The sequence below is a fragment of the Modicisalibacter tunisiensis genome, from assembly GCF_020148005.1.
Classification (GTDB): domain Bacteria; phylum Pseudomonadota; class Gammaproteobacteria; order Pseudomonadales; family Halomonadaceae; genus Modicisalibacter; species Modicisalibacter tunisiensis.
In genome coordinates this window covers 870,310-895,726 of sequence record NZ_JAGXFD010000001.1, presented here as the reverse complement: position 1 = coordinate 895,726, position 25,417 = coordinate 870,310, and the positions used below count along the sequence as shown (strand labels likewise).

The window sequence follows — 25,417 nt, the reverse complement described above, 5'->3', positions numbered from 1 at the left end:
CGCGGGCGGCGCGGGACGCTCATGCCACAGAGGATTGCTGAAATGATCGTAGTGACGGGCGGCGCCGGGTTCATCGGCGCCAATCTGGTGAAGGCGCTCAACGCGCGCGGCCACGATGACGTGCTGGTGGTCGACGACCTGACGGACGGTACCCAGTTCGTCAATCTGGCCGACTGTACCCTGGGGGACTACCTCGACAAGGACGACTTCCTGGCGCGGGTGAAGGCCGAGCTGCGCGGCGAGTCCGCCGGCCTGCCGCCGATCGAGGCGATCTTCCACGAGGGCGCCTGCTCGGACACCACCGAGTGGGACGGCAAGTTCATGCTCGACAACAACTTCGAGTATTCCAAGGTGCTGCTGCACTACTGCCAGCACAAGCGCATCCCCTTCCTCTATGCCTCGTCGGCGGCCACCTACGGCGGCAGCGAGGTGTTCGTCGAGGCGCCGGAGCACGAGAAGCCGCTCAACGTCTACGGTTACTCCAAGCTGCTCTTCGACCAGTACGTGCGGGCCCGCTGGGACGACTTCACCAGCCAGGTCGTCGGCTTTCGCTACTTCAACGTCTACGGTCCCCGCGAGCAGCACAAGGGCAAGATGGCCAGCGTGGCCTTCCATCATCACACTCAGGTACAGGCGGGCGAGAATCCGAAGCTGTTCGGGGCCTGGGACGGCTTTGATGCCGGCATGCAGAGCCGCGACTTCGTCTACGTGGGTGATGTGGTGGACGTCAACCTGTGGTTCCTCGACAACCCCGAGGTCTCCGGCATCTTCAACCTGGGCACCGGCCGGGCCGAGCCCTTCAAGGCGATCGCCGAGACGGTGATCGACTACTACTCGAGCAAGGGCGTGGCCAAGAGCGAGATCGAGTACATCGACTTTCCCGAGGGACTCAAGGGCCGCTACCAGAGCTACACGCGCGCGGATATCACGCGCCTGCGCGAGGCCGGCTACACGGCCGAGTTCAGGACCGTGGGCGAGGGCGTGCGGGCCTATCTGGACTGGCTGCATGGGTGATCGCCGCGTGCCGCCGCGCCTGCTGGTCGTCGGTCCGTCCTGGGTCGGCGACATGGTGATGGCGCAGAGCCTGTTCATGACCCTCAAGCAGCGCCATCCCGATGCTTACCTCGGCGTGCTGGCGCCGGGCTGGTCGCTGCCGATCCTCGAGCGCATGCCCGAGGTCGACGAGGCGATCGCCCTCGACGTCGGCCACGGCGAATTCGGGTGGGCGACGCGCCGGGAGGTGGCCCGTTCGCTCAGGGGGCGCTTCGACCGGGCGATCGTGTTGCCGCGCTCGTGGAAGTCGGCGCTGGTGCCGTTCCTGGCACGGATTCCCGAGCGGGTCGGCTTCACCGGCGAGCAGCGCGTGGTGCTGCTCCCCGAGCGCCGCCGGCTCGACAAGCGCGTGCTCGACCAGACCGTCAAGCGCTTCGTCTCGCTGGGACGCGATGCCGCCGAGGCCGAAGCGGGCGACTTTCCGATCCCCGCTCCTTGCCTGCGGGTCGACCCCGGCAACCAGCAGCGGCTGCGCGAGACGCTCGAACTGGGCGAGGGGCGACCGACGATCGGCCTGATGCCGGGCGCCGAGTACGGGCCCGCCAAGCAGTGGCCGCTCGCGTACTTCCGCGAACTGGCCGCGTCGCTGACCGCGGCGGGCCATGCCGTGTGGGTGCTGGGCGGCCCCGGGGACGCCGAGGACGGCAATGCCATCGCTCAGGGGCTCGATCACGTCGTCAACCTCTGCGGCCGCACCCGCCTTGCCGATGCCGTCGACCTGCTGGCCGCCTGCGAGCAGGTGGTGACCAACGACTCCGGGCTGATGCATGTCGCCGCCGCCGTCGGCACCCGGGTCCAGGCGATCTACGGCTCGTCGTCGCCCGCCTACACGCCGCCGCTCACCGACAACGCCGAGATCCACTACCTGGCGCTGGACTGCTCGCCCTGTTTCCAGCGCACCTGCCCGCTGGGTCATACCAACTGCCTCAACCATATCCGGCCCGAGCGCCTGCTCCGGGCCATCACCGGCGACAGCCGGACGATCGCCCGCCAGGGCTGATCGTCATGGCGGCCATCGCCGGACGTGGCCGGCACCGCGCGTCGCCCTCACGGGGACTCTGTCGACGGGGTCTGCCACAGCCGTCGCTGCAGGGCCCGCTCCGCGCGCAGGCGCTCGTTGAGCGACTCGACGCCATGGCGCTCGACCAGGGTGCGGGCCGGCGACAGCAGCGAGGCGCCCAGGCCGGCGCGGTGGGTGGGGAGCGTGAAGCCCATCGCCTCGAGCAGGGTGGGCAGCACGTCCACCATCGAGGCCTCGCGCCGCACCGTGCCCGGGCGGATGCCGTCGCCGAACAGCATCAGGGTGTTCTCCCGGGGGCCGGCGATCAACGACTGCCAGGCAGAGTTCTTCATCGACAGGTGATCGCTGGCCACCACCATCAGGGTGTTGTCGAGCAGCCCCTCGCGACGCAGCCGCTCGACGAAGCGTCGCGCCAGCCAGCCGGTGCACTTCACCGAGTAGAGGATGTCCTCGCCGTCGAAGGCGCCCTGGCGGTCGCGGCAGGCGCGGGCCGGGTGGCCGTAGGGAGGATGAGCGGACAGGGTGAGGGTGAACAGGCCGAAGGGCTGCGGTTGCGCCTTGAGATCACGGATGCGGTCGACGGCCATGTCGAGCAGCGTGTCGTCGTAGAGCCCCCAGCTGTTGAGGTAGTCGGGATCGGTCAGTTGCCCGCGCAGCGTGTCGCGGCCGAGCACGGTCTCGAAGCCGTGCTCGCGATAGTAGAGCCCCTTGCCGGCGAACTGGTTGCTCGCGCCACCCATGAAGGTCAGGTGATAGCCCTGGTCGGCGAGCAGGTCGCCCAGGCAGTCGACGCCCGGCACCACATGCTCCAGCGGTTCGAACTGGCTGTCGTGCATCAGCCCGGCCGGCATCAGCGGCGTGCCGCACTGGCTGGCGATCATCCCCGCCATGGTCCAGCCGGTGTTGTCGAGCTGGCGGATGCCGTGGAATACCAGCCCCGACTCGCCGAGTTTGCGCAGGTCGGCGTAGGCGTCGCCGAAGCGCGCGCGGTCCGCATAGGTGGCCTCGGTGCTTTCCAGGTACAGATAGATCAGATCGGGCGGGTCGGCGGGGCGCGCGGCGATGCGCGGCGGCGTGTAGCGGCGCTCCAGCCAGGCGCCGTCGTCGGCGACGATCGAGGCCCCCTGCAGGGTGAGGCCGAACAGCAGCGGGTTAAAGGCCAGCAGGAAGAGCACCAGCGGCCGCTCCAGCAGACGCCAGCGGTGATCCGCGCGGACCAGCCAGGTGACGACCCCGAGCATCACCAGCCCGGCCAGGGTGTAGACCACGGCGGCGATGATGCGCTCGCCGCTGCCGTTCTCGCCGATACCGGCCTGGAGGTGGAAGGCCACCGCACCGACATCGACCTTGCCGAAGGTGTCGGCCAGGTACAGGTAGACCCACCACAATGCCAGCGGCAGCAATGACCAGGGCCAGGCTTTCGCGGCCCGGCGGGCGTGGGGCGGGTCCCCCCAGCGGAACAGCCAGGCCAGCCCCAGCCAGAGCAGGAGAGCCGCCAGCGTCCATGCATGGCGCAGGGCCAGGGCCGTGGTCGCCGTGTAACCGATGCACAGCCCCAGATAGCCCAGTGCCCACCAGCGGCGGGCAGGCAATCGAATCGACATCGCGAGAATCCTTTCAGGCAATGTCGTCAGGTTAGCAAGCGCGCAGCCCGGTTGTCATAACCGCGGCGGCAGGGTCACGGTGCATCGCCGGTGGGGGGCGGCGTCTCGTTCTCGTGGAGCTCGTTGAGCTTGGCGTACTTCATGTAGGTACGAAAGGCCGTGGTCAGTGTCACCAGCATGCCGTCGGCGCCCTGAAGGATGCCGCCCTTGAGCAGGCACTTGCGCAGGGCGGCGATGCCGGCATGCAGCGTCGGGCGGACGGCCGAGGGGGCGACGCCGCGTTCCTTCATCGCCCAGGCGTCGCGGGTCGAGAGCGCGTCGATGCGCCGGATCCAGTGGGACAGGTCGGTATAGGTGAAGTGATGCAGGTGGGCCCGGGTCTGCTCGACCCGCGGGGCCCGGACCGACGAATGCGCCTTCTTGGGCAGGTAGCCGGCGGTGGTGCGGTTGTACAGCCGGGTCACGGCATCCGGGTAGAAGCCGGCGGCGCGGATCCAGTGTTTCCCCACGTAGTTCTTGCGGCGGAAGGCATAGGCCGTGTTCGGATCGTCGAGCGCCAGGCGTTCGATCAGGGCGACGGCGTCGTCATCCAGGCGCTCGTCGGCATCCAGCGCCAGGATCCAGTCGTGGCGCGCGAACGGCACCCCGTGGGCCTTCTGCGGCCCGTCACCCAGATAGGCCTGGGCGATCACCGTGGCACCTTCCGCCTCGGCCAGGGCGACCGTGTTATCCTCGCTGAGCGAGTCGACGACGATCAGCTCGTCGCACACCCGCTTGAGCGAGCGCAGGCAGTCGACGATGTTGTCCGCCTCGTTGAGCGTGATGACGATACCGGTGATGGGCTGCATGACGACGTCTCGGGAATCGTGGGCGGTCGCTGACCGTGGACCGAATGCGGAAATGCGCCGGCCGGCTCGCCGCCCGGCGCGTTCCGATGATAGCAACTGACACGCGCTGGGTAACGTCTTGAAGATCCTGCATGTGAATCTGGCCAAGGGCTTTCGTGGCGGGGAGCGACAGACGCTGCTGCTGATCGAGGCGCTGGCGGGCTGCGACCACATCCAGCAGGTGCTGGTGTGTCGGCGGGACTCGCCGCTGCGTGACAGGCTGGCCGGGGTGAACGGTGTGACGGTCGTTACCGCGGACCATCAGCTGGCGGGGCATGGCGCCGTCGGCCGGGTGGACGTGGTGCATGCCCATGAAGCCAAGGCCGTCCACTGGGCCTGGCTGCACTGGTGCCTGCGCCGGGTGCCCTATGTCATCACGCGACGGGTGGACACGCCGGTGGGCGACAGGCCCCTCAACCGCTGGAGCTATCGGCACGCCGCCAGTCGGGTCGCGATCTCCCGGGTCATCCAGGCGCAGCTGGTCGCCCGTGGCTGGGGGCCGGTCGAGCGGATCCCCAGCGCCCATTCCGATCCGGTGCCGGATCCGGCCAGGACGCGGGCCTTCCGCGAGTCATTCGCCGGCCGCCGGAAAGCCGGCCTCTTCCTCGTCGGCCACGCCGGGGCGCTGGTCGACCGCCACAAGGGACAGCGTGTGCTGCTGGAAGCGGCGCGCCGGCTCGAGACACGCTGTCCCGACATGGCCTTCGTGTTCCTGGGCGCCGGGGCGGACGGCGAGGCGCTGCAGGCGGAATCCCGCGATCAGGACAACGTGTTCTGGCTGGGCTTCAAGGACAACGTCGTCGACTACATCGCCGGTTTCGACGTGTTCGCCTTCCCCTCGCGCAACGAGGGGCTGGGATCGGTGCTGCTGGACGTGATGGCCTGCGAGGTGCCTGTCGTCGCCTCCCGCGTCGGCGGAATCCCCGATCTGGTCACGGACGGGGAAACCGGCCTGCTGGTCGAGGCGGGTGACGCCGAGGCCCTGGCGCAGGCCCTGGCGCGACTCCATGATGACAACGCCCTGAGGCGCGAGCTCGCGACCGGGGGGCGACGCCGCGCGGAGGCCTTCAGCCCGCGTCAGATGGCGGCCGCTTATCTTTTCCGGTATGAGAGGGTGGCCCGATCCTGAGAGTGCCTGTTCACTTGGATGATGCTTTGACGATTTTCCACCCCTCTGATAAATCAGGTAAAGCACTGGCTCTGTTATTAAAGCATTGGGGTATTCTATGAGACTAGGTGCAGGTTTAATTATAGAGGCGTGATATCATGTTTGAGAAATGAGCTTTAACAGTTTCTACCGAAATGGATGATATAGGGGCGCTGTCGGTTGGGGGAGTGAGTATTTTTGAGTCGGCGTGTTGAAAAATCCATTCTGGCTTAAGTTTGTCGTAAATTCCTATATAAGGTTTTGATAGGCATTGGGCAATATGTGATGGGCCGCAGTCATTCGCAATGACAAGTTGTGAGAAATTCACAACTTTGCTGAGGTCAGGAAGGGATAGGTTGTGGTGAAGATTTATGTAATTAGCTTTTTGTTTTTTAAGAGTGCTTAATTCTTCCGTTTCACTTGGCCCAAGGATAATGTCAAAGATAATGTCGGATCCATGGTTTTCCCGTATGGCATTTATAAGCTCTAAGTAGTTCTTCAATCCCCATTTCTTGAAGTTTCCGGCTCCACCTCCTGGCATTATAGCGATGCGTGTACTCGAAGGAGTATAGCTTATAGGATACTTGGAGTGTTTTGCCAGTTCATGAAAAGGAGCTGAAAGATGTTGGGGTAATTCAGTTGAGTTTTTGTCTAGTTTGTTTTTGCTAACAAGGCGAAGATAGTGGGAAGCACGATATTCACTATCGTTAAAAGGTATCTCAAAGTCCCATGATGGACTAAATATTCCTTGTTTTCGCTTGAATCCAATTGCTTCTGAAGGCCTCTTTATGAATTTTACAATGGACTGGCTTTCTGAAGATGGTTGGAAAGAGACTAGCAAATGACAATTTTTTGGAAAAACTCTCAAGTCGCTGAGTATGTTTTTGGAAAAACTGAAGCTTTCGACCCATGGGCATTGCTCATAAAACCAAGATAGCTCGTATCTGCTGAATAAATTTATAGGGTTATTGTTGTAGGTTTTTTTTAGGTAGTAGAGTGCGGGTAAGGTTGTGATTTGAGAGCCAAAGAAAGGGCGGCTTCGGATAAAAATTCCAATCACATTTTTCATAAAATCGCTCATAAGTTATGTTTCTTGCAGCTTTCGCAGTTACTTTGAATCGCTTAAAAATAGGGGGGGGATGATAGTCTACTAATAGACCGATCCGGGGTCGAGTTCATTGTCTACGATAAGTCGACCGGCTGCTCGGGATGCGGACGATCTGATCTTACCCATCGGGCCGCGAACTGTTTGCCATGGATTGCCTCGACCTTGAGGCTGTGTAAGAAGCTCTCTGATCTTGCCGACGAGGCCGACGAGCGGTACCGCGAGTGGCTCGGCCTGTCGGTCTGCCGATTTATTTAGTCTGCTACCTTTAATTTTTCTTAAGGCTGTCTTAAGATTTAGCGATCTGTCACGTCCTGACGTTGAGGGATCGCTATGCTTGAGACGTGCCGGACGCCGCAAGGAGACCGTGGCGAGCTGCCCCTGCACGATGGCCTGCTCGTCGGCCGGGGAACGGAGAGGGAGTGTTACCGCCATCCGGACAGGACGGATCTGTGCATCAAGGTGACGCATCGCAGGCAGAATCTGAAGCACCAGAATGCCAAGGATTTTGCGTACTTCCGTACCCTGGCCAGGCGCCGGGTCGACTGGTCGCACCTGCCGCGCTGTCACGGCTGGGTCACCACGGACCGCGGGCCGGGGCTGGTCTTCGACCTGCTTCAGGATGACTGGCAGCGGCCGCTGCCTAGCGTGGAGGCCCTGCTGGCGCATCGGCAGGTCTCGCTGGACGAGCTGCGACCGGCCTTCCGGGAACTGCATGACTACCTGCTTCGCAACCGCATCTTCAGCAGCGATCTGCACATCAGCAATATCCTCGCGGAGGCCGACGGGGAGGGGCTGCACCTCTATGTCGTGGATGGCATCGGCGACCGGGACTTCATCAAGCTGGCGTCGCACGTCTCCTTCCTGGGGCGCCGCAAGGTGAATCGCCAGTGGCGGCGCTTCGAGCGCCGGACCCGCACCGCCCTCGCCGCCTGATGGCCGGGCCGGCCTCACGCTGGCGAGGCGGCGCGATACCCCCTGGCGACGGCGGCCATGTCGTCGGCCGCGGTCGTCGAAAACTTCCCGAGTGACCGCTCCAGCCGCTTCAGGTTGCGCTGCCGCCAGCCGCCGGGGCGGCGCAGCCGGCAGCGGTCGAGGTCGATCAGCCAGATGCGCTCGTCGGGGGTGATCAGCAGGTTGCGGGCATTGAGATCGACATGATCGAGCCCGGCGTCGTGGAAGCGACGAAGGGTGGCGCCGACACGCTCGAGCAGCGCCGGATCGGCATCGGTCAGGCAGTCGGCCAGCGCGCGGGCAGCGGGCAGCATCACCGTCAGCAGGGCGGCGCGATAGCTGATGCGATGGCGGTGGACCCAGGCCGCCACCGGGCGGGGGACCGGCAGGCCCTGCGCGTGCAGCGTCGCGGTCAGGCGCAGTTCGCGGAAGGCGCGGGAGCGCTCGGCCCCGGTCCACAGGTAGTGGTCCTCGCTGAACCGTGCGGCCTGGCCGCCACGGCGGTACGGTCGCAGTACCCAGGTTTCGTCGGCCACGCCCACCGCCGCGGCATCGACGAACAGGCTGGCACCGCGGCCCGGGGCCTGGCCGGTGATGGCATCGCGCGCCTTCCAGAAGGCGCTGCTGAACCAGGCCGGGCTGATTTGTGGCGGCCGCTCGGCGTCCCATAGAATGCCGGCATCATGTAAGATGAAATCTTTTCCCATCCGAAACGTTGCCAACCGCATGAAGCATCCTCTGCCTGCCCGGCCCGCGCACATCGCGATACTGCGACTTTCCGCGCTGGGCGATGTCTGCAACCTGGTGCCCACCGTGCGTGCCCTGCAGCGCCAGTGGCCCGATGTCCGGATCACCTGGATCATCGGCAAGGGGGAGCACAGTCTACTGACCGGCCTTTCCGGGGTCGAGTTCGTCGTCTACGACAAGGCGACCGGGCTGGCCGGGATGCGGGCGATCTGGCGCCAGCTCGCCGACACCCGCTTCGACGTGCTGCTGCACATGCAGCAGGCATTGCGTGCCAGCGTGCTGTCGCTGGGCCTCAAGGCCGGGGTTCGGGTGGGCTATGACAAGGCCCGGGCCAAGGATGCCCAGCACTGGTTCACGCACCGCCAGATCGCCCCCCGCGAGCGGGCCCACGTGCTCGAGTCGTTCATGGACTTCGCGCGGCTGCTGGGGGTCGAGGACACGCGCCCGCGCTGGGATCTGCCGATCCCCGAGGCGGCCCGTCACGAGGCCCGGCGTCTCTCCGGCGAGGCCGCCTATGCGCTGATCAGTCCCTGCGCCAACCCGCGGCTGCGCAACTTCCGCAACTGGTCGGCCGAGGGCTATGCCAGCGTGATCGAGCATCTGTGGAGCCAGCATGGTCTGAAGAGCGTGCTGACCGGCGGCGGCAGCGTTCAGGAACGCGAGATGGGCGAGCGCATCCGCGCCCTGGTCGACGCCGAGGCCGTGATCGACGCCATCGGCGGCAGCTCGCTGAAGGGCCTGCTGGCACTGATCGACCAGGCCCGGCTGGTGATCGCGCCGGACTCGGGGCCGGTGCACATGGCCAACGCCCTGGGCCGGCCCACCGTCGGCCTCTACGCCACCACCAACCCCGATCGGGCCGCCCCCTACTGCTGGCGGCAGGCGGTGGTCAACCGCTACCCGGATGCCGTGCGCACCTTCCTGCACAAGGCCCCCGATGAGGTCCCCTGGGGGCAGCGGGTGCGCCATCCCGATGCCATGAGCCTGATCCGTACCGAGGACGTGACGGCACGCGCCGATGCGCTGCTGGCGTCCACCGACCCTGCTGCCGGAGTTGCCCGATGAAGTTCGACCTGACCGCCCTGGAACAGGCCCGCCTGCTGGTGGTGGGTGACGTGATGCTCGACCGTTACTGGCATGGCGGCACCTCGCGCATCTCGCCGGAAGCGCCGGTACCGGTGGTGCGGGTCGGCGAGGCCGAGGATCGCCCCGGCGGCGCGGCCAACGTGGCGCTCAACATCGCCTCGCTGGGAGGCCACGCGGCGCTGGCCGGCCTGGTCGGCGACGACGACAATGCGCGGCTGCTGGCGCGCTGTCTCGATGCCTGTGACGTGAAGACTCACTTTCAGTCCAGCGCCGCGATTCCGACCATCACCAAGCTGCGGGTGATGAGTCGCAATCAGCAGCTGATCCGCCTGGACTTCGAGGAGTCCCTGGCCGAGGTCGACACCACGGAGCTGCTGGCCCGCGTCGAGACGGCGCTGGCGGAAACCGATCTGGTCATCCTCTCCGACTACGGCAAGGGCACGCTGGGACGCGTCGAGGCGCTGATCGGCATGGTCCGGGCCGCCGGCAAGCGCGTGCTGGTCGACCCCAAGGGGCGCGACTTCCGTCGCTACCGCGGCGCCAGCGTGATCACCCCCAACCTCGGCGAGTTCGAGGCGGTCGTCGGTCCCTGCCGTGACGAGGTCGAGCTGGCCGAGAAGGGCGAGCGGCTGCGCGCCGAGCTCGAGCTCGAGGCCTTGCTGATCACCCGCAGCGAGAAGGGCATGACCCTGATCCGCGCCGATCACGCGCCGCTTCACCTGCCGACCCGGGCGCGCGGAGTCTTCGACGTCACCGGCGCCGGCGACACCGTGATCGGCGTGCTGGGCCTGGCGCTGGCCGCCGGCCACGCCTTCCCCGAGGCGATGACGCTGGCCAACCTGGCCGCCGGGCTGGTGGTGGCCAAGCCGGGCACCGCGACGCTGTCGATCGCCGAGCTCTACACTGCCCTGCACGGCGACAAGCTCGCCGAGTTCGGGGCCATCCAGCCCGCGGCGCTGCGCGAGGCGGTGCGTGCCGCCCAGGCCCGCGGCGAGCGGGTGGTGATGACCAACGGCTGCTTCGACATCCTGCATGCCGGCCATGTCGCCTACCTCGAGCAGGCCCGTGCACTCGGCGACCGGCTGATCGTGGCGGTCAACGACGACGCCTCCGTGGCACGCCTCAAGGGACCGCGCCGGCCGATCAACCCGCTCGAGCGGCGCATGCAGGTGCTGGCCGGGCTGCAGGCGGTCGACTGGGTGGTGCCCTTCAGCGATGATACCCCGGCCGCGCTGATCGGCGCGGTGCTGCCCGACGTGCTGGTCAAGGGCGGCGACTATCGCCCCGAGGCGATCGCCGGCGGCGAGGCGGTCATCGCCAACGGCGGCGAGGTGCGCGTGCTGGGCTTCGAGGACGGTGTCTCCACCACCGCCATGATTGGCACCATCCTCGACCGCGAGCGCTGAGTCGTGCGCCGTGCCGACTGGGTTCGCGCCGCCTACGACGGCGCCCTGTACCTGGCCTCGCCCCTGATCTGGCGGCGTATCTGGCGTGAGTCGGTGCCCACTCGCCCGCGGGGCGAACGGCTCGGCTTGATACCGGCGCGCCCGCCCGGGCCGCGCCTGTGGGTGCATGCCGCCTCGGTGGGCGAGGTGGTCACCGCCGCTCCCCTGATCCGGGCGCTGCTGGCCCGGCACCCCGAGGCCGATCTGGTCGTCACCACCATGACGGCGACCGGGGCGGCGCGCGTCGAATCGCTGTTCGGCACCGAAGTGAGTCATCACTTTCTGCCGCTGGACTTCCCCGGCGCCACGCGGCGCTTCCTCGCTAGGCTGGCGCCGACCCTGGCGATCATCGCCGAGACCGAGCTATGGCCCAACCTGCTGCATGCCTGTGCCGCTCACGGCGTGCCGGTAGCGATCGCCAACGGCCGGCTCAGCGACGGCGCCTTTCGCACCTATCGGCGCTTCGCCACACTGAGTCGCGACATGCTGCGTCACGTCGACTGGATCGGCGCCAAGGCGCCGGCCGATGCCGAACGCTTCCGGGCGCTGGGCTGTCCGGATGCGCGTGTCGAGGTCACCGGTGCCCTCAAGTTCGACCTGCAGGTCGATGCGCGGCTGCGCGAGGAAAGTGAGCGCCTGCGAACCACCTGGGGTCGGCGCTTCGTGTGGGTGGCGGGCTCGACCCACCCCGGGGAAGAAGAGGCCGTGCTGGCGGCGCATGCCCGCGTCTGCCGGCGCTATCCCGAGGCGCTGCTGGTGCTGGTGCCCCGCCACCCCCAGCGCTTCGAGGCGGTGGCCGAGCTGTGCCGGGCGCGGGGCGAGCGGGTGGCGCGTCGCTCCCGCGGCGAGGCCCCCGGCGCCGGCACCCGCGTGCTGCTCGGCGACACCATGGGCGAACTGATGCACTTCTATGCCGCCGCCGACGCGGCCTTCGTCGGCGGCTCCCTGGTGGCGGTGGGCGGGCACAACCTGCTCGAGCCGGCGGCGGTGGGCACCCCGGTGCTCAGTGGCCCTCACCTCGACAACCTGCGCGAGATCGCCGCGACGCTCGCCGAGGCCCGAGCGCGGCGCGAGGTCGCCGACGCCGAGGCGCTGGCCGAGGCACTGATCCAGCTGTTCGACGATGACGCGGCGCGCCGCCGCCTGGGCGAGGCCGGCCGGGCGGTGGTGGACGCCAACCGCGGCGCCCTGGCGCGGACGCTGGGCGCCGTGAGTGCTCGCTTCGAGCGCGCGCTGGCGGGCCCCGCCGGGGCGTGACTCAGCGCGTGTAGCGTTCCACGCCCTGCGCGGTGCCCAGCAGCAGCACGTCCGCGCCGCGCCGCGCGAACAGGCCGTTGGTGACCACGCCGACCAGGTTGTTGAGCTCGGCCTCGGTCCGCGCGGGCTCCTCGAACAGCGCATCGTAGCAGTCGAGGATCTGGTTGCCGTTGTCGGTGACCACGCCGTCGCGATAGACCGGCGTCATGCCCAGCTTGACCAGTTCCCGGGCCACGCAGGAGCGGGCCATCGGAATCACCTCGATGGGCAGCGGGAAGCCGCCCAGCACCTCGACCCGCTTGGAGGCATCGGCGATGCACACGAAGCGCTCGGCGCAGGCGGCAACGATCTTCTCGCGGGTCAGCGCCGCGCCGCCGCCCTTGATCATCTCCAGGCGTGCGTTGATCTCGTCGGCGCCGTCGACGTAGACGGGCAGCGGCCCGGCATGATTGAGCTCGACGACCTCGATGCCGTGGCCGCGCAGGCGCTCGGCGGTGGCCTCGGAACTGGCCACCGCGCCGCGGAAGTCGTGCTTGAGGCGGGCCAGCGCGTCGATGAAGCGGTTGGCGGTGGAGCCGGTGCCGACACCGATCACCGTGTCGGCGGCGAGCAGCGGGCGGATCTCGTCGATGGCGGCGTCGGCGACGGCCTGCTTGAGTTCGTCCTGGGTCATGATGGCGCTCGTTGGTGGATGGCGGCGCCATTATAGGCGAGCCGGCGGCGGCTGTGGATGGCACGGCCGGCGCTGCCAACTGGACGAGTTCCCCTTTAGTCTGCTACCAATAGATGTTCACCATTCCGGGTGCAAGGCCCACGCGACGCGCGATTCTCAGGAAACCAGGATGCTCGAAGACACCGTCAAGAAGATACTCCAGGCCCGCGTTTACGAGGCGGCCCGCGAAACCCCCCTCTCTCCCGCTCCCTTCCTGTCCCGCCGTCTCGACAACCAGATTCTGATCAAGCGCGAGGATCTGCAGCCGGTCTTCTCCTTCAAGGTGCGCGGCGCCTACAACAAGATGGCCCTGCTCAGTGACGCGCAGAAGGCCAAGGGCGTGATCGCCGCCTCCGCCGGCAACCACGCCCAGGGGCTGGCACTGGCGGCCAGGCAGCTGGGCGTGAAGGCGGTGATCGTGATGCCGCGCATCACCCCGGAGATCAAGGTCCAGGCGGTGCGCGCCCGCGGCGCCAAGGTGGTGCTCAAGGGCGATGCCTTCAGCGAGGCGCAGGAACATGCCCAGACGCTGATCGCCGAGCACGGCTACACCTACATCCCGCCCTTCGATGACATCGACGTGATCGCCGGCCAGGGCACGGTGGGCATGGAGATCCTGCGCCAGAACGCCGGGCGCCTGGATGCGATCTTCGTGCCGGTGGGTGGCGGCGGCCTGATCGCCGGCATCGCCGCCTACGTCAAGTACCTGCGCCCCGAGGTCAAGGTGATCGGCGTCGAGTCCGAGGACAGCGCCTGCCTCAAGGCCGCCCTGGAGGCCGGCGAGCGGGTGGTGCTCGATCAGGTCGGGGTGTTCGCCGAAGGGGTCGCGGTCGCCCAAATCGGCGAGGCGCCCTTCGCCATCCTGCGCGGGTTGGTCGATGAGGTGATCACCGTCAATACCGACGAGATGTGCGCCGCGGTCAAGGACATCTTCGAGGACACCCGCGCCGTGTCCGAGACTTCCGGGGCGCTGTCGCTGGCCGGGCTCAAGAAGTACATCCAGCAGACCGGCGCCTCCGGCGAGACGCTGGTCTGCATCAACTCCGGGGCCAATACCAACTTCGATCGCCTGCAGCACATCGCCGAGCGCACCGAACTCGGCGAGCAGCGCGAGGCGATCCTGGCGGTGACGATTCCCGAGCGGCCGGGCAGCTTCAAGAAGTTCTGCCGCATCATCGGCAAGCGCATGGTCACCGAGTTCAACTACCGCTACGCTGATCTCGAGCACGCCCATATCTTCGTCGGCGTACAGGTCAAGCCGGGCGGCGACGACCGGGCCGAGGTGATCCGCAAGCTGCGCGATGCCGGCTACCCGGTCGAGGACCTCACCGACAACGAGCTGGCCAAGCTGCATATCCGCCATCTCGGCGGCGGACGCCCCAAGGAGCACTTCGAGGAGGAGGTCTACCGTTTCGAGTTTCCCGAGCGTCCCGGCGCGCTGATGAACTTCCTCACCCACCTGCCGGCCGACTGGAACATCTCGCTGTTCCATTATCGCAACCACGGTGCCGCCTACGGGCGCGTGCTGGTGGGCATGCAGGTGCCCAACGGCGATCGGGCACACGTCGAGGAGTATTTCGAGCGCATCGGCTATCGCTTCTGGAAGGAAACCGACAACGTGGCCTACCGGCTATTCATGGAATAGCGCCCAAAGGCGGGGCCATTTCCCCGGTGTGTGTGCTTGCTTACGTCAAAAGCCCCGCCTTTTGCGGGGTTTCCCGATTTCCTGGAATGAGAAGGGCTTGTCATCCTTATGGCTCAGCCCTATAGTCGTGCGCATCATTCAACAATAAGCTGTTAACACGACAACCTGGGGAGCGGTCATGAAGCGCAAGCCTGACCTGGTCATGGCACTGGTACTCATTTTCGGTTTCGGGGTGGTGGCCACCGGCTATGCACAGACGCTGATCGGTACCTGATCGCCACCTTTCCCCGCCACACGACACCGCCGCCGTGGTCCTGCCACGGCGGCGGTGTCGTTTCAGTCAGGCTGAAAGGGGCCGCTCAGGGCTCGGGGCGCACCACACGACGGTCGCTGACGATGGCGTCGAGAGGGATATCCCAGCCGGCCACGGGCAGTTCGTCGACGCGCTGGCAGTCGTGGGCCACGCCGATCAGCCGTGGTCGCGGGCGGCGCCGGCGCGTGAAGGCGAAACTGCGATCGTAGAAGCCGCCGCCCATGCCCAGGCGGTTGCCGTGATCGTCGAAGCCGACCAGCGGCATCAGCACCAGGTCCAGCGCCCAGGGCGGCAGCTGACGCGCGTGGTGCGCGCCATGGCGGGTGTCGGGCTCGCGGATGCCGAAGCGGTTGCTCACCATCGGCGTGCCGGCATGGTAGTGAACGAACCACAGGCGATTCTCGGCCAGGGGGCGCAGCACCGGCAGGTAGACGCGGACGCCCCGGCGGCGCAGCCAGTCGATCAGCGGCGTGGCATCGATCTCGGCGTCGTTGGGCAGGTAGAGGGCGACGTGCCGGGCCCGCTGCACTTCCGGCAGGCGGCGCAGGCGTCGACACAGGGCCTCGGAGGCCTGGCGCTGCTGGCGCGGGCTCAGGGCGCGACGACGCTGACGCAGGGTGCGTCGAAAAGCGCGGCGCTGGGCGTCACGGGTCACAGGCTCGGTCACGGGATTCCATCGGCGGCAGGTGTTCAGTGGAGTTCCCCGGAGTGCCGCTGTCGTTCTGGCCCTTGAACCCATAGGTTCAAGGTGGGTGGCCGCAGACAGACCGTCAGGCTTTCCGTCGCACGGACATGCACACGGGCCTGTCTAGCATTTGGCCCCCTGGGTACTGCGCATAGGCTCGAGGGACGTCAACGACTGGCGTACACACCAGGGAACCTCTTCATCCTATCAGAGCCACGCTGCCGGCCAAAGGGCTGTTTTTGCGACGAGTGTCCCGGAGCGGGTCACGACGAGGGCGTGGCATTGCCCAGGGCGCGGGCCAGGCGCTGATCGAGACGTTCCAGCTGCGCCTCGCGAGCCTGGTTCTCGTCGCGTGCCTGGAGCAGCTCGTGGCTGATGTTGAGGGCTGTCATCAGCGCGACCTTCTCGGTGGCCATCGTCGGGCTGTGGGTCTGAACGCCCTGCAGCGCCCGGTCGAGATAGCGCGCCGCGCGCTGCAGCCCGGCTTCCTGGTCGGGAGGACAGGCAATCACGAAACTGCGTCCCAGCAGGGTGATCTCGACGGTCGACCGGTTGTCGTCGCTCATGCCAGTCTCCTGGAGGGGCCAAGCCCTGGCCCGTGCGATAAGATGAAACGGTTCGAGCACTATAGAGAGGCGCCGATAGCGGGTCAACGCGCCGGGAAGGCGTGCCGCGCCGCCTCTCGCCAATCACGGGAGACCGGCATGTCCATCATCAACGAGCAACTCGACTTTTCCACCGTGGCCGATGTCTTCCTCGCCCACGGCAGCCTGCAGTCACCGGCCTTCCTGGACGGTCGCCTGGCCGCCGCGCTGGCGCTTCACGACCTGTCCGCCGACGCCTGGCTCGAGACGGTGTGCCAGGCGATGGGGGTCGAGCAGCCCCGCGACCGCGACGACGCCGAGGTGCTGCTGGCCTGGCGGCGCCAGGCACTCGATGCGCTGTCCGCCGCGTCGCTCAACTACGAGCCCCTGCTGCCGGACGAGCTGTTCTCGCTGGCCGAGCGGGCCCGTGGGCTGCGCGAATGGACGCTGGGCTTTCTCGAGGTGGTCGGCGAGGTCGGGGCCGAGGCGCGCGATGCCTGGTCGCCCAACCTGCGCGAGGCGATCGAGGACCTGGAAACCCTGGCCAACCTCGACGAGCTGGCGATCGACGACACGCCCGAAAACGAGAACGACCTGTTCACCCTGACCGAGCATGCGCGCATGGCGGCGATGCTGCTCTACACCGAGCAGCACCCCGGCAAGCCGCAGGTCGAGCAGGCCGAGCCGAGCGACGACACGACGCCGTCGAACTGAGCCCCCTCACGCCGCCCATTCCTGTCCAGGAGCGATCATGGCCCCCGAACCCCTCGCCCGCCCGTGCGCCATCGGGCCCGACGAATACCGCGCCCGCCGCGAGGCACTGATGCGCGGGCTGCCCGCCGCGAGCGCCGTGCTGCTGCCGGCGGCCGCGCTGGTCACGCGCAGCAACGACAGCGAGTATCCCTTCCGCCAGAACAGCGACTTCCACTACCTGACCGGCTTTCCCGAGCCGGACGCCCTGCTGGTGCTGCTGCCCGGCCGTGCCGAGGGCGAGAGCGTGCTGTTCTGTCTCGACAAGGACCCGGCCCAGGAGGCCTGGACCGGCATCCGCATCGGCGCCGAGGCCGCCACGCAGCGCTTCGGCGTCGACCAGGCGTTCGCCAATGCCGAGCGCGAGGAGCGCCTGACGGCACTGCTCGACGGACGCGAGACCCTCTACCTGCCCCTCGATGACCCCGAGGCCGTGGCCCTGGCCGAGGACGTGCGGCGCGCTCTCAAGGCCCGCTCACGGCGGGGGGCCGTGGCGCCACGGGCGCTGGCCGACATCGCCCCCGGGCTCCACGAACAGCGGCTGATCAAGAGCGATGCCGAGCTGTCGCTGATGCGCCATGCCGGCCGGATTTCCGCGCAGGCCCACGTGCGCGCGATGCAGGCGGCGCGCCCCGGGCGGCATGAATACCAGCTGCAGGCCGAGATCGAGCACGAGTTCCTGTGGCAGGGCGCCGCCGGGCCGGCCTACGGCACCATCGTCGGCGGCGGCGCCAACGCCTGCGTGCTGCACTATGTCGAGAACGCCGCGCCGCTGGCCGAGGGCACCCTGGTGCTGATCGACGCCGGGGCCGAGTTCGAGGGCTATGCCGGCGACATCACCCGCACCTTCCCGGTGTCGGGGCGCTTCAGCGACGCCCAGCGCGCCGTCTACGCGGTGGTCCTGGCCGCCCAGGAGCGCGCCGTGGCGGCGGTGCGCCCGGGCGCCACCCTGAGCGAGATCCACCAGGGCGTGGTGCGCGACCTGACCCGCGGGCTGATCGAGCTGGGCCTGCTGGCGGGCGAGCTCGAGGCGCGCATCGAGGACGGCAGCTATCGTCGTTTCTACCTGCACTCCACCTCGCACTGGCTGGGGCTGGACGTCCACGACGTCGGCGACTACCGCGTTGACGGCGAGCCCCGCCCGCTGGCGCCGGGCATGGTGCTGACCGTGGAGCCCGGGCTCTACATCCCCGCGGACGACGACATCCCCGAAGCCCTGCGCGGCATCGGCATCCGCATCGAGGATGACGTGGCGGTGACGGCGTCGGGGCATGAGGTGCTGACGGCCGACGTGCCCAAGCGGGTGGCGGACATCGAGGCCCTGATGGTCAATAATTGACCAGCGCGACCACGTCGGGTTCGCGCTATACGTAATGATCGTAATTTCGTATCAATGATTACATCGGGAGGTGGGATGGCCAGTGAGTCGGTGGATATCGCCATTGTCGGCGGCGGGCTGGTCGGCGCCAGCCTGGGCTGCGCCCTGGCGCCGCTGATCCGGCGGGCGGGGCTGCGCGTCGCGGTGATCGAGGCGGCGCCGCTCGGCGAGTCGCGCACGGCGGACTACCAGCCGAGTTTCGATGCGCGGGCGAGCGCCATCGCCCAGGGGTCGCGCCGCCACTTCGCGGCGCTTGGCCTGTGGCCGGCCCTGGCTCGCGAGGCCACCGCCATCGGCACCATCCACGTCAGCGAACGCGGGCGACTGGGCGCGGTGCGCCTGACCGCGGCCGAGATGGGCGTCGAGGCGCTGGGCTACGTGCTGCCCAATGCCTGGCTGGGGCGGGTGCTGCACGAGCGCCTGGGCGAACTGCCGCTGCGCTGGCACTGTCCGGCGACGGTCGAGTCGCTGACCCCGCGCGACGGCGGGCATCGCCTGACGCTGTCGGATGGTCATACGCTGGATGCCGGCCTGACGGTGCTGGCCGATGGCGGCCGCTCGGGGCTCAAGGAGCGGCTGGGAATCGACAGCGACGCCACGCCCTACGAGCAGAGCGCGCTGATCGCCACGCTGGAGGTCAGTCGGCCGCATCGCGGCATCGCCTACGAGCGCTTCACGCCGGACGGCCCGCTGGCGCTGCTGCCCATGCCGGGGCGGCGCATGGAGCTGGTGTGGACCCATGAGCAGGGTGCCGAGCAGACCACGCTGGCGCTGTCCGACGGTGACTTCCTGGCACGCCTGCAGCGGGCCTTCGGCGAGCGCGCCGGGCGCTTCACCCGCGTCGGGCGGCGGCACGTGTATCCGCTGTCGCTGGTCACCGCGCGCGAACCGGTGCGTCCCGGACTGGCGGTGCTCGGCAACGCGGCCCACGCCCTGCATCCGGTGGCCGGCCAGGGCTTCAACCTGGCCCTGCGCGGCGTGATGGATCTGGTCGCCGCCCTGGAGCACGGGCTGGCCGACGGCCTGGCGCCGGGGGAGATGGCGGTGATGCAGGACTTCGAGGCGCGCCGCGCCGCGGATCGGCACAACGTGATCCGCTTCAGCGACGGGCTGATCCGGCTGTTCGGCATCGACCATCCGCTGCTGTCGCATGCCCGTGCCGCCGGGCTGGTCGGGCTCAACCTGGTCGGCCCGCTGCGACGCACGCTGGCGCGCCGGGCGATGGGCGTCGAGCGCTAGCGGAACCACACAAGGATCGAGCGGAAATGACACAGACGGAAACGAACGACGCGGACGTGATCATCGTCGGTGGTGGCTTGGTCGGCGCCACCCTGGCGGCGCTGCTGGGCGAGGCCGGCATGACGGTGGACATGCTCGATGCCCGGCCGTCGGCGCTGGATGCCGAGGCGGTCGGAAGGGGCGAGGCCGCGGCACGGGTCAGCGCGATCACCCCGGTCAGCGAGCGCCTGCTGACCCATCTGGGCGCCTGGCAGTGGGCCGCCGAGCGCCGGGTGACCCCGTACCGGGGCATGCAGGTCTGGGATGGCGAGGGCAGCGGCGAGATCCGCTTTCACGCCGACGAGGCCGGGGTGTCGGTGCTGGGGCATATCGTCGAGAACGAGGTGCTGCTGGCCGCGCTCGAGCACCGCTTGGCCGAGCTGCCGAGTGTTCGCTGTCACTACGGGGCCCGGCTGAGCGCCCTGCAGACGCCCGCCCGCGGGCGGCGTCTGGTGCTCGCGGACGGGCGGCGCCGGTGGGCGCCCCTGGTGGTGGCCGCCGACGGTGCCCGCTCCCAGCTGCGCGAACTGGCCGGCATCGCCATGAGCAGCCGGGACACGGGACAGGCGGCGCTGGTCACCACCGTGCGCACCGACCGCCCCCACGGCGGCGTCGCCCGGCAGGTGTTCCTGCCCACCGGGCCGCTGGCCTTCCTGCCGCTGACGCTGGACGACGGCCCGCACTACTGCTCGATCGTCTGGTCGACCACGCCGGCGGAGGCAGAGCGGCTGGCGGCATTGCCGGCGGCCGAGCTGGGGGAGGCGCTGCACCAGGCGTTCGGCGATTCGCTGGGAACGGTGGCGGTGGTCGGTGAGGTGCATCGCTTCCCGCTGGTGCAGCGCCATGCCGAGCACTACGTGGAGCCGGGGCTGGCGCTGGTCGGCGATGCCGCACACAGCCTCCACCCGCTGGCCGGCCAGGGGGTGAACCTGGGCTTCATGGACGCGGCGGTGCTGGCCGAGGAACTCGTCGAGGCCCGCCGCCGGGGCATCGCGCCGGGCGACGTGCGCATCCTCGCCCGCTACGCGCGGCGCCGGCGCGGCGACAATGCCGCGATGCTGGCGCTGATGGACGGCTTCCGCCGGCTGTTCGGCGCGGGCAACCCGGCACTGCGCCTGGTGCGCAACCTGGGGCTGTCGGGCGTGGATCGCCTGACGCCGCTCAAGCGGCTGATGATGCGCCAGGCGGTGGGGGAGCGGGGGCGCCTGCCCCGGACCTGCCGCTAGGTGCCAGGCGTGATAGCCCGGCAGATTGTTTATCCGGAGTCTGGCACAAGCCCATCCACCAGGACGAGCGGCATGGCCACGGTGATTGTGGGAGCGACTTCCGTCGCGATGCCGGTGCTACCGGGCCGCTGCCGCGGCGCCCGCCGGCGGGCGGGGGATGACCGCCGTGTCGCCGAGCACGTTGAGCGCCTTGAGCAGGTTGAGCGCCTCGCCGAGCTGATAGTCCTCCAGCGGCGCCCGGTCGCCGCCGGCGGCGGTCGTGCCGGCGCTGCCGTTGGGATTGGCCAGGCGCCCGGTCAGGTCGGACTCGCTGATGGCGAGGCCGCTGTCCTTGGCGATCTCCAGGTGGCCGCGGCGCACCTCGATGTCCGGGGTGATGCCCTGGGCCTGGATCGAGCGCCCGCTGGGCGTGTAGTAGAGCGCCGTGGTCAGCTTCAGGCCGTCGCCGTTGCCCAGCGGCATGACCTGCTGGACCGAGCCCTTGCCGAAGCTGCGCGTGCCCATGATCACCGCGCGGTGCCGGTCCTGCAGGGCGCCGGCGAGGATCTCCGCGGCGGAGGCGCTGCCGCCGTTGATCAGTACCACCATGGGCACGCCGTCGGCGCGGGTGCCGGGCTTGGCCGAGAAGCGCAGGTTGCTGTCCGGCAGGCGCCCCTCGGTGTAGACGATCAGCCCGTGATCAAGGAAGGCGTCGGCCACGTCCACGGCGCTGTCGAGCACCCCGCCGGGGTTGTTGCGCAGGTCCAGCACCAGCCCCTTGAGCGCCCCCTTGGCGGTCAGGTCGTCGAGCGCCGCATCGACCTGGTCGGCGGTACGGCTCTGGAACTGGCTGACGCGCAGGTAGCCGTAGCCCGGCGCCAGCCACTCGTGCTTGACGCTGTCGGTCTGGATGATCTGACGCTTGAGGGTCAGGGTGCGGGGCGTGCTCTCGCCCTGGCGCAGGATGGTCAGGGTGATCGAGGTGCCGGCCTCGCCGCGCATGAGGTTGACCGCCTCCTGCAGCGACAGGCGATCAGTGGGCGTGTCGTCGATGCGCAGGATGGTGTCCTGCGGCTGGAGGCCCGCACGTGCCGCGGGCGTGTCGTCGATCGGCGCGATCACCGTCAGCTGGCCGTCCTGCATGCCCACCTCGATGCCGACGCCGCCGAACTGGCCCTCGGTGGTCTCGCGCAGCGCCTCGAAGGCCTGCTTGTCGAGATAGGCGGAGTGCGGGTCGAGCTGGCCGAGCATGCCGCGCATGGCGTTGCGCAGCAGGGTGGCGTCGTCGACCTTCTCGACATAGGCACGCTTGATGCGCTCGAAGACCTCGGCGAAGGTCTGGATATCGGCCACCGGCAGGGCGTCGTCGCCGCCGGCGGCGGGTTGCGGTGCGGCCTGGGCGGGAAGGGTCAGGCTGGTGACGCCGAGGAACAGGGCCGGCAGCAGCCAGCGGAAACGGGAAGCGCGCATGCGGACTCCGGGACGCGACGAACGAGCCCACAGCATAGCGTCAGCGGCGGGGCCGCGGCCAGCCCGCGCGCGGCCGGCCGGTGGCGGGGGACCGCTCGAGGCTGATCCGGCGACAGGCCGACGAGGGGGCGCTGTGAACCCCTCCCTGGGCGCTACCTCGGCCATCCCTGGCCGAGGACCCCCTCTCTGACCTGTCCCCGGCGCCTCTCGCGATGTGGCGGTCGTGGCCCCGGGTCGTCAGCGCCGGCGGACCCAGCGCTTGGGGTCGATGGGCTCGCCGCCGCGGCGCACCTCGAAGTACAGCGCAGACTGCGAGCGCCCGCCGGTGTTGCCCACGCTGGCCACCACCTGGTCGTCGGCGACGCGGGCGCCGACCGGCACGGCGATGGTCTGCAGGTGGGCGTAGAGGGTCATCACGTCGTCGCCGTGGTCGATGATCAGCAGGTTGCCGTAGCCGCGCATCCAGTCGGCGAACACCACCCGGCCGGCATGCACGGCCTGCACCTCGGTACCCGCCGGGGCGGCGATCAGCAGGCCGTTGCGGTCGACCCCGTCGCCGTCGCCGAAGCCCGCGACCACCCGTCCGGCCACCGGCCAGGGCAGGTCGCCGCGCGTGCGCTCGATGGCGGTGGACGGCGGCGACTGCTCGAGTCGCTTGAGCCGTTCGCGGATCTCGGCGAGGCGCTTTTCCGCCGCGTCGCGGGCCTCGGCCAGCCGGCGGCGGCGACTCTGGTCGTCCTCGACTCGGGTGTCGAGTTTGGCGACGAGCTGCTCGCGTTCCGCCTGGCGCTGGTCGAGGGTGCGTCGCTGCACCTCGAGCGCCTGCTGCGTGGCGGTCAGGCGCTGGCGGCGCTGGGCGAGACGCTCGCCGGTGTCGGTGAGCCGGTCGTCCAGCGCGGCGATGGCGTCGAGGCGTCGGGTGCGCGCTCGGCTCAGGTGGTTGAGGTAGGTCTGCAGGCGGTCCAGCCGGGCCGGGTCGTCCTGATTGAGCAGCAGCTTGAGTTGCGGTGCCTCGCCCAGTCGATAGAGCGCGCGCAGCTGGCTGGCCAGCGCCTGGCGCTGGGCCCGGCGCCGTGCCTGAAGCTGGCGGCGTTGCGCCTCGAGATCGTGGATCTCGTCATCGAGCTGTGCCCGGGTCCGGCGCAGCGAGTCCAGGCGCTGATGGACCGCGGTGAGTGCCGACTCGACCTGCTCGAGCTGACGGGTGGCCGCGTCACGGGCCTGGCGGGAGTCGGCGAGGCGGGCGTCGAGCGCCTGCAGCGCCTGGCCGAGGCGGTCGACCCGGGCCCGGGTCTCCGCCTGCTCGTCGTCCTGGGCGACGGCCAGCGCCGCCCAGCTCGCCAGCAGGACGGCCGCCACGCCGCGCAGGCGCCGGCGATGCGGGACGCCGTGGCTCACGCGGCGATCAGGGGTAGCTGACCAGCACGTTGCCGGTCATCTCGCCGGGCACCGCCTCGCCCATCATCGCCAGCAGGGTCGGGGCGATGTCGCACAGCCGGCCGTCGTCGGCGAGCCGGGCCTGGCGCGGCGTGACGTAGATCAGCGGCACCTCGAAGGTGGTGTGGGCGGTCTGCGGCGCGCCGGTCTCGGGGTGGACCATCTGCTCGGCGTTGCCGTGATCGGCGGTGATCAGGCACTCGCCGCCGACGCGCTCGAGGGCCTCGACCACGCGGCCGACACAGGCATCGAGCGTCTCGATGGCCTTCACGGCGGCCGCGAAGTCGCCGGTGTGGCCGACCATGTCGCCGTTGGCGTAGTTGCAGACGATCAGGTCGTAGGTGCCGGACTCGATCGCCGCGACCAGCCTGTCGGTGACCTCGACGGCGCTCATCTCCGGCTTCTCGTCATAGGTCCTGACGTCCTGCGGCGAGGGAATCAGCTCGCGGGTCTCGCCCGCGAACCCGGCCTCGCGGCCGCCGGAGAAGAAGAAGGTCACGTGGGCGTACTTCTCGGTCTCGGCGATGCGCAGCTGGGTCATGCCGCGTTCGGCGACCACCTCGCCCAGGGTGTTGACCAGATCCGCCGGAGGGAAGGCGCAGCTCGCCGGGATGTCGGCGGCGTACTCGGTGAGCATCACCAGGCCGTCGCCGGCGAGCCGGGGGCGTGCCTGACGGGTGAAGCCGGTGAAGTCGTCCTCGGCGAAGGCGCGGGTCAGCTCGCGGGCCCGGTCGGCGCGGAAGTTCATGAAGATCGCCGCGTCGCCGTCGGCCATGGCGATCGCCTCGCCTGCCGGGCGCACGCTGGTGGCGGTGACGAACTCGTCGCTCTCGTCACGCGCGTAGGCAGCCTCGAGCCCCGCCACGGCGGACTCGGCGACATGCTCGCCGACGCCCTCGGTGATCAGCCGGTAGGCCTGCTCGACCCGGTCCCAGCGGTTGTCGCGGTCCATGGCGTAGTAGCGGCCGATCAGCGAGGCGACGAAGCCGTGGTCGGCGCCGACCAGTTCGGCGAGCCGGGCGTCGGCGCGCTCGAGGGAGGCCCGGGCGCTCCTGGGCGGGGTGTCGCGGCCGTCGAGGAAGGCATGAATGTAGATGCGCTCGGCGCCGCGCCGGGCGGCCAGCTCGGCCATGGCCAGGATGTGATTCTCGTGACTGTGCACGCCGCCGGGCGAGAGCAGGCCGAGCAGGTGCACCGCCTTGCCGGCGGCCACCGCGGCGTCGATCGGCGTGGTCAGGGCGGCGATATTGCCCAGCTCGTCGTCGGCGATGGCCTTGGTGATGCGGGTGAAGTCCTGGTAGACGACGCGGCCGGCGCCGAGGTTCATGTGTCCGACCTCGGAGTTGCCCATCTGGCCGTCGGGCAGCCCCACGAAGCGGCCGTCGGTATGCACCAGCGCATGCGGGTAGCGCTGCTTCAGGCCGTCCATGACCGGCGTGTCGGCAGCCAGGATGGCGTTGTTCTCGGGCGACTCGTTGTGGCCGTAGCCATCGAGGATGATCAGCGCGACCGGGCGCGGCCGGGTAACCGTGGCATCTGACATGAAGGGGCCTCGTCGTTGGTGATGGCGACTCCCGGCGGGCCGTCGGCGCGCCGGGTCCTCGCGACTCACGTCTCCGGATGGCATCATACCGCAGCGCGGCAGGGGCCGTCA

The 25,417-nt window shown here is 68.9% G+C and carries 22 protein-coding genes and 1 other RNA gene; 12 read left to right on the top strand and 11 right to left on the bottom strand.

All coding sequences use genetic code 11. The features are described 5' to 3' along the window. Positions 1-42: 42 nt before the first annotated feature. Positions 43-1,014 (top strand): ADP-glyceromanno-heptose 6-epimerase, encoded by a 972-nt coding sequence (gene rfaD / locus KGQ91_RS04115; protein ID WP_224416162.1) that lies wholly within the window; start codon positions 43-45, stop codon positions 1,012-1,014. After that, on the top strand, positions 1,007-2,053 hold the full coding sequence (waaF, locus tag KGQ91_RS04110; RefSeq protein WP_224416163.1) for a lipopolysaccharide heptosyltransferase II: 1,047 nt from the start codon (positions 1,007-1,009) through the stop codon (positions 2,051-2,053). Before rfaD ends, waaF begins: the two co-directional genes overlap by 8 nt. A 47-nt stretch (positions 2,054-2,100) precedes the next feature. Here waaF and KGQ91_RS04105 read toward each other — a convergent pair whose 3' ends face one another. Continuing rightward, positions 2,101-3,678, bottom strand: coding sequence for a sulfatase-like hydrolase/transferase (locus tag KGQ91_RS04105; RefSeq protein ID WP_224416164.1), 1,578 nt, complete (start codon positions 3,676-3,678; stop codon positions 2,101-2,103). Positions 3,679-3,752: 74 nt separating this feature from the next. Beyond that, a complete protein-coding gene (locus KGQ91_RS04100; RefSeq protein WP_224416165.1) occupies positions 3,753-4,526 on the bottom strand; it encodes a glycosyltransferase family 2 protein in 774 nt (257 codons plus the stop codon). A 118-nt stretch (positions 4,527-4,644) separates the two neighbouring features. Here KGQ91_RS04100 and KGQ91_RS04095 point away from each other — a divergent pair, with 118 nt between their 5' ends. Further along, complete coding sequence (locus KGQ91_RS04095; protein ID WP_224416166.1) at positions 4,645-5,694, top strand: glycosyltransferase; 1,050 nt, start codon at positions 4,645-4,647, stop codon at positions 5,692-5,694. A 115-nt stretch (positions 5,695-5,809) separates the two neighbouring features. Here the strand turns inward: KGQ91_RS04095 and KGQ91_RS04090 are convergent, their stop codons facing one another. Then, positions 5,810-6,793, bottom strand: a complete 984-nt coding sequence (locus tag KGQ91_RS04090; RefSeq protein ID WP_224416167.1) for a glycosyltransferase family 9 protein — start codon at positions 6,791-6,793, stop codon at positions 5,810-5,812. Positions 6,794-7,150: 357 nt separating this feature from the next. Here KGQ91_RS04090 and KGQ91_RS04085 point away from each other — a divergent pair, with 357 nt between their 5' ends. Next, positions 7,151-7,753, top strand: coding sequence for a YrbL family protein (locus KGQ91_RS04085; RefSeq protein ID WP_224416168.1), 603 nt, complete (start codon positions 7,151-7,153; stop codon positions 7,751-7,753). 14 nt (positions 7,754-7,767) lie between these two features. Here the strand turns inward: KGQ91_RS04085 and KGQ91_RS04080 are convergent, their stop codons facing one another. Then, complete coding sequence (locus KGQ91_RS04080; RefSeq protein WP_224416169.1) at positions 7,768-8,478, bottom strand: 3-deoxy-D-manno-octulosonic acid kinase; 711 nt, start codon at positions 8,476-8,478, stop codon at positions 7,768-7,770. 19 nt (positions 8,479-8,497) lie between these two features. Between KGQ91_RS04080 and KGQ91_RS04075 the strand changes: the two genes are divergently transcribed. The 3 genes from KGQ91_RS04075 to waaA are packed head-to-tail and all read left to right on the top strand — an operon-like array spanning position 8,498 to position 12,306. After that, complete coding sequence (locus KGQ91_RS04075; RefSeq protein WP_224420327.1) at positions 8,498-9,583, top strand: glycosyltransferase family 9 protein; 1,086 nt, start codon at positions 8,498-8,500, stop codon at positions 9,581-9,583. After that, entirely contained in the window at positions 9,580-11,010 is a 1,431-nt protein-coding gene (hldE, locus tag KGQ91_RS04070; RefSeq protein ID WP_224420326.1) for a bifunctional D-glycero-beta-D-manno-heptose-7-phosphate kinase/D-glycero-beta-D-manno-heptose 1-phosphate adenylyltransferase HldE, read from the top strand. Before KGQ91_RS04075 ends, hldE begins: the two co-directional genes overlap by 4 nt. Positions 11,011-11,013: 3 nt before the next feature. Further along, positions 11,014-12,306: a lipid IV(A) 3-deoxy-D-manno-octulosonic acid transferase gene (gene waaA, locus KGQ91_RS04065; protein ID WP_224420325.1), complete on the top strand. Its 1,293-nt coding sequence runs from the start codon at positions 11,014-11,016 to the stop codon at positions 12,304-12,306. A gap of 1 nt (position 12,307) precedes the next feature. On the opposite strand, the gene rpiA is transcribed toward waaA, so the two are convergent. After that, positions 12,308-12,979, bottom strand: coding sequence for a ribose-5-phosphate isomerase RpiA (gene rpiA, locus KGQ91_RS04060; protein WP_224420324.1), 672 nt, complete (start codon positions 12,977-12,979; stop codon positions 12,308-12,310). Between rpiA and ilvA the strand changes: the two genes are divergently transcribed. Then, positions 12,861-14,663 (top strand): threonine ammonia-lyase, biosynthetic, encoded by a 1,803-nt coding sequence (gene ilvA / locus KGQ91_RS04055; protein ID WP_318010243.1) that lies wholly within the window; start codon positions 12,861-12,863, stop codon positions 14,661-14,663. The two genes, rpiA and ilvA, sit on opposite strands and share 119 nt — an antisense overlap. A gap of 359 nt (positions 14,664-15,022) precedes the next feature. On the opposite strand, the gene KGQ91_RS04050 is transcribed toward ilvA, so the two are convergent. The 3 genes from KGQ91_RS04050 to KGQ91_RS04040 form a co-directional block, all read right to left on the bottom strand. Then, a complete protein-coding gene (locus tag KGQ91_RS04050) occupies positions 15,023-15,643 on the bottom strand; it encodes a 5-formyltetrahydrofolate cyclo-ligase (protein WP_224416174.1) in 621 nt (206 codons plus the stop codon). 29 nt (positions 15,644-15,672) lie between these two features. After that, positions 15,673-15,857, bottom strand: a non-coding RNA gene (gene ssrS, locus KGQ91_RS04045) — 6S RNA. Between the two features lie 67 nt (positions 15,858-15,924). Then, a complete protein-coding gene (locus KGQ91_RS04040; protein ID WP_224416175.1) occupies positions 15,925-16,227 on the bottom strand; it encodes a cell division protein ZapA in 303 nt (100 codons plus the stop codon). Between the two features lie 138 nt (positions 16,228-16,365). On the opposite strand from KGQ91_RS04040, the gene KGQ91_RS04035 reads away from it, so the two are divergent. From KGQ91_RS04035 to KGQ91_RS04020, 4 genes are all read left to right on the top strand, one after another. Then, positions 16,366-16,959: a UPF0149 family protein gene (locus tag KGQ91_RS04035; RefSeq protein WP_163650205.1), complete on the top strand. Its 594-nt coding sequence runs from the start codon at positions 16,366-16,368 to the stop codon at positions 16,957-16,959. A gap of 37 nt (positions 16,960-16,996) precedes the next feature. Then, positions 16,997-18,334: a Xaa-Pro aminopeptidase gene (gene pepP, locus KGQ91_RS04030; protein ID WP_224416176.1), complete on the top strand. Its 1,338-nt coding sequence runs from the start codon at positions 16,997-16,999 to the stop codon at positions 18,332-18,334. A gap of 75 nt (positions 18,335-18,409) precedes the next feature. Then, positions 18,410-19,612, top strand: coding sequence for a 2-octaprenyl-6-methoxyphenyl hydroxylase (gene ubiH / locus KGQ91_RS04025; protein ID WP_224420323.1), 1,203 nt, complete (start codon positions 18,410-18,412; stop codon positions 19,610-19,612). Between the two features lie 26 nt (positions 19,613-19,638). After that, on the top strand, positions 19,639-20,877 hold the full coding sequence (locus tag KGQ91_RS04020) for a UbiH/UbiF/VisC/COQ6 family ubiquinone biosynthesis hydroxylase (protein ID WP_224420322.1): 1,239 nt from the start codon (positions 19,639-19,641) through the stop codon (positions 20,875-20,877). Between the two features lie 117 nt (positions 20,878-20,994). Here KGQ91_RS04020 and KGQ91_RS04015 read toward each other — a convergent pair whose 3' ends face one another. The 3 genes from KGQ91_RS04015 to gpmI form a co-directional block, all read right to left on the bottom strand. Beyond that, complete coding sequence (locus KGQ91_RS04015; protein ID WP_224420321.1) at positions 20,995-22,326, bottom strand: S41 family peptidase; 1,332 nt, start codon at positions 22,324-22,326, stop codon at positions 20,995-20,997. Positions 22,327-22,563: 237 nt separating this feature from the next. Continuing rightward, a complete protein-coding gene (locus KGQ91_RS04010; protein ID WP_224420320.1) occupies positions 22,564-23,724 on the bottom strand; it encodes a murein hydrolase activator EnvC family protein in 1,161 nt (386 codons plus the stop codon). 7 nt (positions 23,725-23,731) lie between these two features. Beyond that, entirely contained in the window at positions 23,732-25,306 is a 1,575-nt protein-coding gene (gpmI, locus tag KGQ91_RS04005) for a 2,3-bisphosphoglycerate-independent phosphoglycerate mutase (protein WP_224420319.1), read from the bottom strand. Positions 25,307-25,417 lie beyond the last annotated feature (111 nt).

What these genes read in the sequence shown, in the direction of transcription:
- KGQ91_RS04100 (WP_224416165.1), bottom strand. Translation starts at nt 4,526, where the DNA reads ATGCAGCCCATCACCGGTATCGTCATCACGCTCAACGAGGCGGACAAC.
- KGQ91_RS04020 (WP_224420322.1), top strand. Translation starts at nt 19,639, where the DNA reads ATGACACAGACGGAAACGAACGACGCGGACGTGATCATCGTCGGTGGT.
- rpiA (WP_224420324.1), bottom strand. Translation starts at nt 12,979, where the DNA reads ATGACCCAGGACGAACTCAAGCAGGCCGTCGCCGACGCCGCCATCGAC.
- pepP (WP_224416176.1), top strand. Translation starts at nt 16,997, where the DNA reads ATGGCCCCCGAACCCCTCGCCCGCCCGTGCGCCATCGGGCCCGACGAA.
- KGQ91_RS04080 (WP_224416169.1), bottom strand. Translation starts at nt 8,478, where the DNA reads ATGGGAAAAGATTTCATCTTACATGATGCCGGCATTCTATGGGACGCC.
- KGQ91_RS04075 (WP_224420327.1), top strand. Translation starts at nt 8,498, where the DNA reads ATGAAGCATCCTCTGCCTGCCCGGCCCGCGCACATCGCGATACTGCGA.
- KGQ91_RS04105 (WP_224416164.1), bottom strand. Translation starts at nt 3,678, where the DNA reads ATGTCGATTCGATTGCCTGCCCGCCGCTGGTGGGCACTGGGCTATCTG.
- ilvA (WP_318010243.1), top strand. Translation starts at nt 12,861, where the DNA reads ATGAAGCGGTTGGCGGTGGAGCCGGTGCCGACACCGATCACCGTGTCG.
- KGQ91_RS04040 (WP_224416175.1), bottom strand. Translation starts at nt 16,227, where the DNA reads ATGAGCGACGACAACCGGTCGACCGTCGAGATCACCCTGCTGGGACGC.
- KGQ91_RS04090 (WP_224416167.1), bottom strand. Translation starts at nt 6,793, where the DNA reads ATGAGCGATTTTATGAAAAATGTGATTGGAATTTTTATCCGAAGCCGC.
- KGQ91_RS04085 (WP_224416168.1), top strand. Translation starts at nt 7,151, where the DNA reads ATGCTTGAGACGTGCCGGACGCCGCAAGGAGACCGTGGCGAGCTGCCC.
- waaF (WP_224416163.1), top strand. Translation starts at nt 1,007, where the DNA reads ATGGGTGATCGCCGCGTGCCGCCGCGCCTGCTGGTCGTCGGTCCGTCC.
- rfaD (WP_224416162.1), top strand. Translation starts at nt 43, where the DNA reads ATGATCGTAGTGACGGGCGGCGCCGGGTTCATCGGCGCCAATCTGGTG.
- gpmI (WP_224420319.1), bottom strand. Translation starts at nt 25,306, where the DNA reads ATGTCAGATGCCACGGTTACCCGGCCGCGCCCGGTCGCGCTGATCATC.
- hldE (WP_224420326.1), top strand. Translation starts at nt 9,580, where the DNA reads ATGAAGTTCGACCTGACCGCCCTGGAACAGGCCCGCCTGCTGGTGGTG.
- KGQ91_RS04015 (WP_224420321.1), bottom strand. Translation starts at nt 22,326, where the DNA reads ATGCGCGCTTCCCGTTTCCGCTGGCTGCTGCCGGCCCTGTTCCTCGGC.
- ubiH (WP_224420323.1), top strand. Translation starts at nt 18,410, where the DNA reads ATGGCCAGTGAGTCGGTGGATATCGCCATTGTCGGCGGCGGGCTGGTC.
- KGQ91_RS04035 (WP_163650205.1), top strand. Translation starts at nt 16,366, where the DNA reads ATGTCCATCATCAACGAGCAACTCGACTTTTCCACCGTGGCCGATGTC.